This is a genomic window from Azospirillum sp. B506 (genome assembly GCF_000333595.1).
In the GTDB taxonomy this organism is placed as follows: domain Bacteria; phylum Pseudomonadota; class Alphaproteobacteria; order Azospirillales; family Azospirillaceae; genus Azospirillum.
Genome location: NZ_BADK01001029.1, coordinates 1 through 11,244, shown reverse-complemented (window position 1 = coordinate 11,244; position 11,244 = coordinate 1). Strand labels below are relative to the sequence as shown.

10 protein-coding genes are annotated in these 11,244 nt (G+C 70.3%); 6 read left to right on the top strand and 4 right to left on the bottom strand.

Going from position 1 to position 11,244, the window contains the following annotated elements:
• The 6 genes from I71_RS31685 to xdhC all read left to right on the top strand — a co-directional run.
• The coding region (locus tag I71_RS31685; protein ID WP_042703694.1) for a cytochrome ubiquinol oxidase subunit I at positions 1-1,202 on the top strand (1,202 nt) is incomplete at its 5' end.
• A 5-nt stretch (positions 1,203-1,207) separates the two neighbouring features.
• A complete protein-coding gene (gene cydB, locus I71_RS31680; RefSeq protein ID WP_375731236.1) occupies positions 1,208-2,203 on the top strand; it encodes a cytochrome d ubiquinol oxidase subunit II in 996 nt (331 codons plus the stop codon).
• A gap of 79 nt (positions 2,204-2,282) precedes the next feature.
• Positions 2,283-2,939, top strand: a complete 657-nt coding sequence (locus I71_RS31675; RefSeq protein ID WP_042703690.1) for a hypothetical protein — start codon at positions 2,283-2,285, stop codon at positions 2,937-2,939.
• Positions 2,940-3,065: 126 nt separating this feature from the next.
• Positions 3,066-4,553, top strand: a complete 1,488-nt coding sequence (gene xdhA, locus I71_RS31670; protein ID WP_042703688.1) for a xanthine dehydrogenase small subunit — start codon at positions 3,066-3,068, stop codon at positions 4,551-4,553.
• Positions 4,546-6,924 carry a xanthine dehydrogenase molybdopterin binding subunit gene (xdhB, locus tag I71_RS31665; RefSeq protein WP_042703687.1) on the top strand — a complete coding sequence of 793 codons (2,379 nt, stop codon included), beginning with the start codon at positions 4,546-4,548 and terminating at the stop codon, positions 6,922-6,924. Before xdhA ends, xdhB begins: the two co-directional genes overlap by 8 nt.
• Positions 6,921-7,778: a xanthine dehydrogenase accessory protein XdhC gene (xdhC, locus tag I71_RS31660; RefSeq protein ID WP_042703685.1), complete on the top strand. Its 858-nt coding sequence runs from the start codon at positions 6,921-6,923 to the stop codon at positions 7,776-7,778. Before xdhB ends, xdhC begins: the two co-directional genes overlap by 4 nt.
• On the opposite strand, the gene I71_RS31655 is transcribed toward xdhC, so the two are convergent.
• Genes I71_RS31655 through I71_RS31640 form a run of 4 tightly spaced genes read right to left on the bottom strand, consistent with a single transcriptional unit; the run spans position 7,729 to position 11,093 of the window.
• A complete protein-coding gene (locus I71_RS31655; RefSeq protein ID WP_042703683.1) occupies positions 7,729-8,568 on the bottom strand; it encodes a FoF1 ATP synthase subunit gamma in 840 nt (279 codons plus the stop codon). The genes xdhC and I71_RS31655 overlap by 50 nt on opposite strands.
• Positions 8,565-10,094, bottom strand: a complete 1,530-nt coding sequence (locus I71_RS31650; RefSeq protein WP_049976436.1) for a F0F1 ATP synthase subunit alpha — start codon at positions 10,092-10,094, stop codon at positions 8,565-8,567. The genes I71_RS31655 and I71_RS31650 overlap by 4 nt, the downstream gene beginning before the upstream one ends.
• The gene (locus I71_RS31645) at positions 10,057-10,830 is read right to left on the bottom strand and encodes a F0F1 ATP synthase subunit delta (protein WP_049976435.1); all 774 of its coding nucleotides are present in this window, start codon (positions 10,828-10,830) and stop codon (positions 10,057-10,059) included. The genes I71_RS31650 and I71_RS31645 overlap by 38 nt, the downstream gene beginning before the upstream one ends.
• A 23-nt stretch (positions 10,831-10,853) precedes the next feature.
• Positions 10,854-11,093 carry a F0F1 ATP synthase subunit C gene (locus tag I71_RS31640; protein WP_012977203.1) on the bottom strand — a complete coding sequence of 80 codons (240 nt, stop codon included), beginning with the start codon at positions 11,091-11,093 and terminating at the stop codon, positions 10,854-10,856.
• Positions 11,094-11,244: the final 151 nt, after the last annotated feature.

Here is an 11,244-nt window from a genome sequence, read left to right as displayed (position 1 = left end):
GGGGCGTGGTCTCGGGCATCGTCATGTCCTACCAGTTCGGCACCAACTGGAGCCGCTGTTCCGACACCGTGGGCAATGTCCTTGGGCCGCTGATCCAGTACGAGGTGGTGACCGCCTTCTTCCTGGAGGCGGCCTTTCTCGGCATCCTGCTGTTCGGGCGCGACCGGGTGCCGCGCGGCATCCACCTGATGGCGGCCTGTCTGGTGGCGCTGGGCACTCTGCTGTCGTCCTTCTGGATCCTGTCGGCCAACAGCTGGATGCACACCCCGGCCGGCTTCGAGATCAAGGACGGCCGCTATTTCGTCACCGACTGGTGGCAGGTGGTGTTCAACCCCTCCTTCCCCTATCGCCTGACCCACATGGTGACGGCGATGTTCCTGACCACCAGCTTCGTCGTCGCCGGCATCAGCGCCTTCTACCTGCTGAGGCGCCGGCATTTCGACCATGCGAAGCTGGGATTGAGCATGGCGCTCGGCCTCATCACCGTGCTGGCGCCCCTGCAGATCGTCCTTGGCGACCAGCATGGGCTGAACACGCTGGAACACCAGCCGGCCAAGATCGCCGCGATGGAAGGCAATTGGGAGGGCGGCCCGCGCGCCCCGCTGGTGCTGTTCGCCATCCCCGACGTGAAGGATGAGACCAACCGTCTGGAGATCGGCATCCCGGCCCTGTCCAGCCTGATCCTGACCCACGATTTCAACGGCACGGTTCCCGGCCTGAAGCAGTTCCCGGCCGATGAGCGGCCCGACCCGCGCATCATCTTCTGGACCTTCCGTCTGATGGTCGGCATCGGCCTGCTGATGCTGACCGTCGCGGCGGTTCATCTGGTGCTGCGTTTCCGTGGCCGGCTCTACAGCAGCGACTGGTTCCACCGAGTCCTGGTCGGTTGCATGCCCATCGGCTTCGTCGCCATCCTGGCCGGCTGGTTCACCACCGAGATCGGGCGTCAGCCTTATGTGGTCTACGGCCATCTGCGCACCGCCGACGCGGTGACGCCGTCGCTGACGGCGGAGGCGGCGCTGCTCTCGCTGCTGTCCTTCGTCGTCGCCTACGCCATCATCTACGGAGCCGGCACCTATTACCTGATCCGCCTGCTGCGCACCGGCCCGACGCATGTCCACGACGCGCCGCAGCAGCCGGAGGCGCAAAGCCCGAAGCGGCCGCTGTCGGCCACCGATCCTTCCATCGAAGCGGCGGAGTAAGCGCGATGCAGGAGATTGCGGAAGGAAGCCTGCTGACCCTGATCTGGGTGGGGATCATCGGCTTCGCGGTGTTCATGTATGTGCTGATGGACGGCTTCGACCTCGGCATCGGCATCCTCTATCCCTTCGCGCCGACGGAGGAGGACCGCGACACCATGATGAACACGGTGGCGCCGGTCTGGGACTTCAACGAGACTTGGCTGGTTTTGGGCGGGGCGGGGCTGTTCGCCGCCTTTCCCATCGCCTATGCGGTGGTCCTCCCCGCGATGTATCTGCCGTTGCTGGTCATGCTGATCGCCCTGGTCTTCCGCGGCGTGGCCTTCGAATTCCGCTTCAAGGCGCGGGCCGGGCGGCACTGGTGGAACCGCTCCTTCTTCCTCGGGTCGCTGCTGGCGACCTTCGCGCAGGGGGTGGTGCTGGGGTCCTTCATCCAGGGCATCCCGGTGGAGGGGCGGCAGTTCGCCGGCGGCATGCTGCATTGGCTGTCGCCCTTCAGTCTGTTCTGCGGGGCTGCGCTGGTGGTCGGCTATGCGCTCTTGGGCGCGACCTGGCTGATCTGGCGGACCGTCGGGCCGCTGCAGGACTGGTGCTTCCGCATGGCGCGGCGGCTGATGCTGGTGGTTCTCGTCGGGGTGGCGGCGGTCAGCCTGTGGACGCCCTCCCTGCTGCCGCAGATCGCCGAGCGCTGGTTCTCGCTGCCCAACCTGATCTTCCTGTCGCCGGTGCCCATCGTCACCGCACTGCTGGCCTTCGCCCTGTGGCGGGCCATCGACAACGGCCGGGAGGTGGCGCCCTTCGTGCTGTCGATGGCGCTGTTCGCCCTCTCCTATCTCGGCCTCGCCATCAGCCTGTGGCCGCACCTGATCCCGCCCGGCGTCACCGTGTGGGATGCGGCGGCCCCGCCCAAGCCCCAGGTCTTCCTGCTGGTCGGCATGGCCTTCCTGATCCCGGCGATCCTGGCTACACCGCCTATTCCTACTGGGTCTTCCGCGGAAAGGTGACGGGTGCCTTCGGTTACCATTGAGCGGACGGGGCGCCCCGGCCTAAAAAGGGCGCCTTCGGACGGGAAAGGGAACCGCCATGGACATCGACATCAGCTTCGCCGAGGCCATGCTGCGCCGTGGCGCCGGCCTGCTGCAAGCGGAAGCGGGCGAGGCGAGCGATCCCTTCGCCGTGCTGGCCCGTCTGCTGGCCGCCGCGGCGGCGACCGATGCGCCGCCGGTGGTGCTGAGCGAGGGCGGCAGCCACCCCGCTTTGTTCGACGAGGCCAGCCGCCGGGCGGTGGAACCGCTGCCCGCCCGTCTCGCCGGGCTGGCCGCCATCCGCCAGGGCGAGCGTGCCACCATGTACGAGTTCGACGGCACCGGCCCGCTGACCGGCAACCGCATCGTCGCCGCCCTGCTGCGACCGGACGAGCGGGCCGACCTGCTGCATGTCTACATCGCCATCGGCCGCCTGCGCGGCGGCGAGGCGCAGATCACCGTGCCGCCGGCCCTGCTGCGCTTCGACGCCGCGGCGCTGGGCCAGACGCTGGGGCTGCTGGGCGACGCGGTGTCGCGCAGCCCCAACGCTGCCACCGCGGCGCTGGCCCATGCCGCCGCCATCCTGCCGATGGAGGGGCATGAGCAGGGCAGCATGCCGGCGGCCCTGCTGGACCTCTACTGGCATGGGTTGACGCTGGCGTCGGTGCGGGCCGACGGCGGACTGGCGACGATGACGCCGGAAGGGAGCGCGTGAAGGAGGCTTAACAGGCACCCTCTTTTGCAATTCGTTTGAAACTCTTTCCCCTGCTGCCGATCTGGTGACAGAGTCAACGTCAGTGAAATACTGCGTCACATCGTCACCAGTTCATCGGGAGCAGCCATGCGCCAGCGCCTCCGCTTCTATCTCGGCGACGAACTTCGGGAGATCGACGCGATCGATCCGACCCTGACGGTGCTCGACTGGCTGCGTCTGTCGGAACGCAGGGTCGGCACCAAGGAAGGCTGTGCGGAGGGCGATTGCGGTGCCTGCACCGTGGTGGTCGGGCGGCTGGACGGCGACACCCTGCGCTACGAGGCGGTGAACGCCTGCATCCGCTTCCTCGCCACGCTGGACGGCTGCCGGCTGCTGACGGTGGAGCATCTGAAGGGGCCGGACGGCGCGCTGCACCCGGTGCAGCAGGCGATGGTGGATTGCCACGGCTCGCAATGCGGCTTCTGCACGCCCGGCTTCGTCATGTCGCTGCTGGCGCTGTACCTGAATGAAGACCGGCCGGACGGCCAACGCCCCGATAGGCAGCGGATCGACGACGCGCTGGCCGGCAACCTGTGCCGCTGTACCGGCTATGAACCCATCGTCCGCGCCGCCCATGCCATGTACGACATCGGCGAGCCTGCGACGGACAGGTTCGCCGACCGCGTGGCGATGGAGGAAAAGCTGAAAGCTCTGCGCGACGAGGAGATCCTCAGCGTTGGGGTCGCCGGGCGCCGTTTCCTGGCGCCGGCCACCATGCCGCAGCTGGCGCAGCTTCTGCTCGACAACCCCGGCGCCACCATCGTGGCGGGGGCGACCGATGTCGGGCTGTGGGTGACCAAGTTCCAGCGCGTGCTGGCGACGGTGATCCACACCGGCCGGGTCCGCGCCCTGCGGCGGATCGAGGATCGCGGCGACGCGCTGGTGATCGGCGCCGGCGTGACCTACAGCGACGCGGCGGGGCGGATCGCCGCGCTCTATCCCGATTTCGGCGAGTTGATCCGCCGCATCGGGGCGGAGCAGGTGCGCAACATGGGCACCATCGGCGGCAACATCGCCAACGGCTCGCCCATCGGCGACACGCCGCCGGCCCTGATCGCCTGCGGCGCCACCCTGCGGCTGCGGCGCGGCGGGGAAACGCGCGAGCTGCCGCTGGAGGACTTCTTCATCGAGTACGGCAAGCAGGACCGCCGCGCGGGCGAGTTCGTCGAGGCGGTGATCCTGCCCAAACCGGCGGCGGGGATTCGCTTCCGTGCCTACAAGATCGCCAAGCGCTTCGACCAGGACATTTCCGCCGTCTGCGGCGCCTTCCGCCTGACGCTGGATGGCGACGGCCGCGTCGCCGACATCCGCATCGCCTTCGGCGGCATGGCCGGCACGCCGAAACGGGCGGCCGGGGCCGAGGCTGTGCTGCTGGGCCGTCCTTGGACCGAGGAAACCGTGCGCCAGGGCATGGCGGCGCTGGCGGAAGACTACACGCCGCTGTCCGACTGGCGGGCGAGTGCGTCCTACCGCACCGCCGTGGCCGCGAATTTGCTGATGAAGCTGTATGTCGAGACCAGCGACCCGGCGGCGGAGACCCGTCTGGTCGGCGACCGGAGGCTTGCGCATGCCTGACGTGACGACGCCCATCGCACCCGCCCCCGCCCCGGACCGCATCGAGGGCGCCGTCCATCAGTCCCGCCGGCATGAGAGTGCCCACAAGCATGTCAGCGGCGAGGCGGTCTATGTCGACGACATCGTCGAGCCGGCCGGGCTGCTGCATGTCTATCTCGGCCTCAGCAGCCGGGCGCATGCGCGCATCCGCTCCATCGACCTGTCACCGGTCCGCCGGGCGCCCGGTGTGGTGGCGGTCTTCACCGCCGACGATGTGCCGGGGGTGAACGACATCGGCTGCATGGGCAAGCATGACGAGCCGCTGTTCGCCTCGACCCTGGTCCAGCATGTCGGCCAGCCGATCTTCGCCGTCGCCGCCGAGACCCGCGATCAGGCCCGCCGCGCCGCCAGGCTGGCGGCGATCGAGTATGAGGAGCTGCCGGCCGTCCTGACCATCGCCGCCGCCCGTGACGGCGAGCGGACCCTGGTCACCGCGCCGATGACGCTGGCGGTTGGCGATGCCGGCGCGGCGCTGGCCGCCGCACCGCATCGTGTGGAGGGCCGGCTCGCCATCGGCGGGCAGGAGCATTTCTACCTGGAAAGCCAGATCGCCATGGCGGTGCCGGGCGAGGATGGAGAGGTGCTGATCCACGTCTCGACCCAGCATCCGACGGAGGTGCAGCACATCGTCGCCCATGTGCTGGATGTGCCCGGCGCCGCGGTGACGGTGGAGGTGCGGCGGATGGGCGGCGGCTTCGGTGGCAAGGAGACCCAGTCGAACCTGTTCGCTGCCTGCACAGCCCTGATCGCCAGACGGACCGGCCGCGCCGCCAAGCTGCGCCCCGACCGCGACGACGATTTCCAGATCACCGGCAAGCGCCATGATTTCGAGATCGACTACCGCGTCGGCTTCGACGACAGCGGGCTGATCCAGGGCGTCGACATGCTGTTCGCGGCACGGGCCGGCTATGCCGCCGACCTGTCCGGCCCGGTGACCGACCGCGCGCTGTTCCACGCCGACAACGGCTATTTCTATCCGGCGGCGCGGCTGGAGTCGCTGCCGCTGAAGACCAACACGGTGTCCAACACCGCCTTCCGCGGCTTCGGCGGCCCGCAGGGCATGGTGGCGGCGGAACGGGTGATCGACGAGATCGCCTTTGCCCTGGGCAAGGATCCGCTGGAGATCCGCAAGCGGAACTTCTACGGGACCGATCCCGAGACGGACGGCCGCAGCCTGACGCCCTACCACCAGACCGTCACCGACAACATCCTGCCGGAACTGGTGGCGCAGCTGGAGGAGACGTCCGGCTATTGGCAGCGCCGGGAGGAGATCCGCGCCTTCAATGCCAACAGCCGCATCCTGCGCAAGGGGGTGGCGCTGACGCCGGTGAAGTTCGGCATCTCCTTCACCGCCACCCACTACAATCAGGCCGGCGCCCTGGTCCATGTCTACACCGACGGCAGCATCCAGCTGAACCATGGCGGCACCGAGATGGGGCAGGGACTCCACACCAAGGTCGCCCAGGTGGTGGCGGAGGAGTTCCAGGTCGACATCGCCACCATCCGTCCGACCGCGACCAACACCGGCAAGGTCCCCAACACCTCGGCCACCGCGGCCTCGTCGGGGGCCGACCTGAATGGCAAGGCGGCGCAGGCGGCGGCGCGCACCATCAGGGAGCGGCTGGTCGCCTTCGCGGCGGAAAACTGGGGCGTCGCGCCCGACGCGGTGCGCTTCGAACACAACCGAGTGCTGGCCGGCGACCGCGACATGAGCTTCGCCGATCTGGTGCGCGCCGCCTATACGGCGCGGGTGCAGCTGTCGGCGACCGGCTTCTACAAGACCCCGAAGATCCATTGGGACCGCGCGGCCGGGCGCGGCACGCCCTTCTATTATTTCGCCTATGGGGCGGCCTGTGCCGAGGTGACGGTGGACACGCTGACCGGCGAATATGTCGTCGACCGGGTCGACATCCTGCATGACTGCGGCCGCTCGCTGAACCCGGCCATCGACAAGGGGCAGATCGAGGGCGGCTTTGTCCAGGGCATGGGCTGGCTGACCATGGAGGAGCTGTGGTGGGACGGGCAGGGGCGGTTGCGCACCCACGCCCCCAGCACCTACAAGATCCCGGCGTGTTCGGACCGTCCGCGCAACTTCAACGTCGCGCTGCTGGAGAATGCGCCGAACCGCGAGGACAGTATCTTCCGTTCCAAGGCGGTGGGCGAGCCGCCCTTCATGCTGGGCATGTCGGTGTTCCACGCCCTGTCCGATGCGGTGGCGAGCGTCGCCGGCCACCGGCTCTGTCCGAGGCTGGACGCGCCCGCCACGCCGGAGCGGGTGCTGGCCTGCATCGTGGCCCTGCGGGAACGGGCGGCGGCATCACCCGAACCATGACACCGCTCTCCATCACCCTCTCCGACTGGCTGTCCCTGGGCGTCCCCACCATCTTCGTCACCGTCGCCGAAGCGCGCGGCTCCACCCCGCGCGAGGAGGGGGCCGGCATGCTGGTCGGGCGGGAAGCCTGCACAGGCACCGTCGGCGGCGGCCGGCTGGAATGGACCGCCATCGCCGCCGCGCGGCGGATGCTGGAGGACGGCGGCATCACGGAGACACTCGACCTGCCGCTGGGACCGGCGACCGGGCAATGCTGCGGCGGGCATGTCGTGCTGCGGCTGGAGCGCGCCGATGCCGGCACCCTTGCTGCTTTGCAGGAGCGGGAGCGTCGGGCGCTGGAGGCGCAGCCGACCCTGCTGCTGTTCGGCGCCGGTCATGTCGGGCGGGCGATGGCGGCCGCCTTCGCCCCGCTGCCGTTGCGCCTGCTGTGGATCGACGGGCGGGCGCAGGAGTTCCCCGAAGCGATCCCGGCCGGGGCGGAGCGCATCCTGACCGACAGCCCGCTCGACCCGCTGGCGATGGCGCCGGCCGGGGCCGGCTATCTGGTGCTGACCCACAGCCATGCGCTGGACTTCGAGATCGCTGAAGCGGCTCTGCGCCGCGGCGACGCGGCCTATGTCGGGATGATCGGTTCGGCGACGAAACGGGCGAAGTTCGAGCGCTGGTTCCGGGCGCGCGGGCGGGGCGTGGACGCGCTGGCAGGGCTGACCTGCCCCATCGGTGCCGCACTGACCGGCGACAAACGGCCGGAGGTGATCGCGGCCCTGGTCGCGGCGGAACTGCTGGTGGCCTTCGCGTCCCCTCTCACCCGATCGCCTCCGCCCCCGACACCAGCTCGATCAACTCATTCGTGACCTGTTCCTGGCGCAGGTGCCGCGCCGTGGCGGTCAATTCGTCCAGCGTGGTTTCGATGTTGTGGCGGGCCGTCATCATGGTGGTCAGGCGCGCGGCATTCTCCGCGGCGAAGCTCTCCATCGCCGCGTCGGCCAGCAGGGCGAAGACATATTCGTCCACCAGCCGGGCGATCAGGTCGCGCGGCGGCATGTTGATCAGTGGCGGCACCGGCCGGGCGCCGTCCCGCGGCAGGCCGAGTGGCAGCAGCGGCCGATGCACCAGCTCTGGCGGCGCCCCCGCGTTTGTCCGGCCGTAGAGCAGTTCCACCCGGCCCAGCCGCCCGTCCGCCGCCGCATGATAGAGCGCGTCGGCGATGCGCCGGGCGGTGGCGGTCACGGCGTCGGTGTTGGTCGCCATCGCCGTGGTCCAGTCCGGTGGACGTCCGCGCTCCTCCAGCAGGGCGGCGCCGCGCAGACCCGCCACCCACAGGGCGCAGCCGGGCGGGGCGGCCAGTGCGGCATCGACCAGCTTTTCGGCGAAGGCACCGACGAAGCCGTGTTCCGGTGCGAACAGCACCAGTGCCGAAGGACCCTGCCCGTTCGCCGGCCACTGCACCGGAGCGTCGTCCAGCAGCGCCGCCGCCTGGGCCAACGCCCCGGCGATCACCTCGGCATAGGCGCGGGTGCCGGCCAGCGTGCCGAGCGCCTGTTGCAGCCGCATCGCGGCGAGGGAGCGCATGACGTCGGTCACCGCCTCCAGCTCCTGCACGCTGGCCCGCCGGGCTTCGACCTCGGTCAGCCGTTCGGTCATGATGCCGCTCCGCCAAGACCGGCCACCGCCTGGGCGATCAGGTCGCGCAATGCGGTTCTGGTGGCATCGTCCAGCGTCCCGGCGATCTGCGGCGGGCGGGCGGCGACCAGACCGGCCAGTGCCGCCTGGAATCGTGGGATCGCCTCCAGCGGCAGGCCGTCCAGCGTTCCGTCGGCGAGCGCCAGCAGCTGCGCCGCCTGGACCGCCAGCGGGCGGGGCGACAGATGGCGCTGGGCCAGCAGGGCGCGCATGCGCTGTCCGTGCGCCACCGCCTTGCGCGTCCGCTCGTCCACCAGCCCGCCGAAGCGGGTGAACACTTCCAGTTCCAGGAACTGGGCATAGTCGAGCCGCAACGGTTCGGCCAATGTGCGCAGCACCGGCGGCTGCGCCTTGCCGCCGACGCGCGACACGCTGCGGCCGATGTCCACCGCCGGCTTCTGCCCCTCGTAGAACAGCTTGGCGTCCAGGCAGACCTGCCCGTCGGTGATCGAGATCAGGTTGGTCGGGATGTAGGCCGACAGGTTGCCGCCCTGCGTCTCGGCGATGGGCAGCGCCGTCAGCGATCCTCCGCCCTTCGCCGGGCTGAGTTTGGCCGCCCGTTCCAACAGGCGGCTGTGCAGGTAGAACACGTCGCCCGGATAGGCCTCGCGCCCCGGCGGGCGGCGCAGCAGAAGCGACAATTGGCGGTGGACGGCCGCATGCTTGCTCAGATCGTCGACGATGACCAGGGCATGCCGGCCGCTGTCGCGGAAATGCTCGGCCATGGTGAAGCCGGCATAGGGCGCCAGCCATTGCAGGCGGGGGGCGGCATCGGCGGCGGCGATGACGAACAGGGTGCGCGCCGCCGCGCCCCCCTGGCGCACCGCCTCGATCGCCGCACGCACGCCGGACGCCTTCTGGCCGACGGCGACATAGACGCAGAACACGTCGCCGTCCGTCTGGTTGAGGATGGCATCCACCGCGATGGCGGTCTTGCCGGTGGCGCGGTCGCCGATCAGCAGTTCGCGCTGGCCACGGCCGAGCGGGACCATGGCGTCGATGACGGCGGTGCCGGTCAGCAGCGGTTCGGACACGGCGGCCCGTTCGGCGATGGTCGGGGCGGGGCGCTCCACCGGCTCCCACCGCTCGGCCTCCACCGGCGGGCCGTCGTCCAGCGGGTTGCCGAGCGGGTCGACCACCCGCCCCATCAGCCGGTCGCCGACCGGCACGCGCAGGACGGTCCCGGTGCCATGGACCGTGCCGCCGGCGCTGACCGTCGCGGCATCGCCGAGCAGGACGCAGCCGATCCGGTCGTCCAGATCCGTCGCCAGCCCGGCGACCCCGCCGGGGAACAGCAGCAGCTCGTCGACCCGGACGTCCGGCAGGCCGGAGACATGGGCGATGCCGTCGCCCACCGACTCCACCCGCCCCACCGATTCCAGCCGCGCGGCCGTCTCCAGCCCGTCCAGCCGGCGCAGTGCGCCCGGCATCCAGGCGTCGAGCGCGTCCTCAAGCGACGGCGTGGGTATCGTGTCTTGCGGAGTCATGACGGGTCATCTCCTCCTTCGCCTCGGCCAGCGCCTGTTTCCAGCTGCGGCGGACGACGCTGTGGGCAAAATGCAGCTCCACCCCGGCGATCAGCGACGGGTCCTCGACCGGCTCCAGCGCCACCGGACGGCCGAACGCCGCCGCCAGCCGCTCGCGTGTCGGGTCGGTGTCGCTCTCCGCCAGCGGGGCGGCCAGGACAAGCCGCACCGGCACCGGGTCGATCCCGTCCACCAGGGCGTGGCGTTGATCGCCGTTCAACCCCTCCACCGCCGCGCAGGCCTCGTCGAGCAGGGAGCGGGTCAGGGCGCCGGCCGGGGCGTCGCGCAGAAGCCGGACCGCCAGCTGGGTGCCGAGATCGGCGGCATGGCGTTGCAACGCCTCCAGCGCCTGCGCCCGCTCGTCGCTCAGCCGCTTGCGCGCCTCGTCCAGCGCATGGTCGGCTTCGACCCGCGCCTTCTCCAGCAGGGCGGCGCGTTCGGCCTCCGCCTCGGCGCGGGCGGTGGCGATCAGGCGGTCGCGTTCGGCGGGCAGGGCGGTGCGCTGCTCCTCCAGGCTCCGGCGCGCGGCTTCGGCGGCCTGGCGCGCAGCCTCCGCCTCGCTGCGGACGCGCTCGGTGGCGGCCTGCCGCTCGGCGATCACCGCCAGGACCGGGCGGTAGAGGAAGCGGCGCAGCAGCCAGACCAGGATCAGGAAATTGATCGCCTGGAGCGCAAGCGTCCAACCGTCGATGTGCATGACGGACCTCGGGGTTGCGGCGCTCAGGCGAAGGGGTTGGCGAACAGCAGAAGCAGCGCGACCACGAGGCAGTAGATCGCCATCGTCTCGATCATCGCCAGACCGACGAACAGGGTGCGCGACAGGGTGTTGGCGGCTTCAGGCTGACGGGCGATGGCCTCCATCGCGGCGGCGACGGCGCGGCCCTCGGCCAGCGCCGGGCCGATGGCGCCGACCGACACCGCCAGTGCCGCACCCAGGATGCTGATGGCATGGACGTCCATGGTTGCTACCCCTTCTCGATGGTTCCGACAGCGCCGCCGATGAAGACCGCGGCGAGGATGGTGAAGATGTATGCCTGGACGAGGCCCAGCAGCGCCTCCAGCGCCATCAGCGGCACCGGCACGAACAGGCCGGCCAGCGACAGCACGATGG

Excerpts from the sequence above, each read along its gene's own strand:
- xdhC (WP_042703685.1), top strand. The coding sequence starts at position 6,921 with ATGACACCGCTCTCCATCACCCTCTCCGACTGGCTGTCCCTGGGCGTC.
- I71_RS31640 (WP_012977203.1), bottom strand. The coding sequence starts at position 11,093 with ATGGACGTCCATGCCATCAGCATCCTGGGTGCGGCACTGGCGGTGTCG.
- I71_RS31675 (WP_042703690.1), top strand. The coding sequence starts at position 2,283 with ATGGACATCGACATCAGCTTCGCCGAGGCCATGCTGCGCCGTGGCGCC.
- xdhA (WP_042703688.1), top strand. The coding sequence starts at position 3,066 with ATGCGCCAGCGCCTCCGCTTCTATCTCGGCGACGAACTTCGGGAGATC.
- I71_RS31650 (WP_049976436.1), bottom strand. The coding sequence starts at position 10,094 with ATGACTCCGCAAGACACGATACCCACGCCGTCGCTTGAGGACGCGCTC.
- cydB (WP_375731236.1), top strand. The coding sequence starts at position 1,208 with ATGCAGGAGATTGCGGAAGGAAGCCTGCTGACCCTGATCTGGGTGGGG.
- xdhB (WP_042703687.1), top strand. The coding sequence starts at position 4,546 with ATGCCTGACGTGACGACGCCCATCGCACCCGCCCCCGCCCCGGACCGC.
- I71_RS31655 (WP_042703683.1), bottom strand. The coding sequence starts at position 8,568 with ATGACCGAACGGCTGACCGAGGTCGAAGCCCGGCGGGCCAGCGTGCAG.
- I71_RS31645 (WP_049976435.1), bottom strand. The coding sequence starts at position 10,830 with ATGCACATCGACGGTTGGACGCTTGCGCTCCAGGCGATCAATTTCCTG.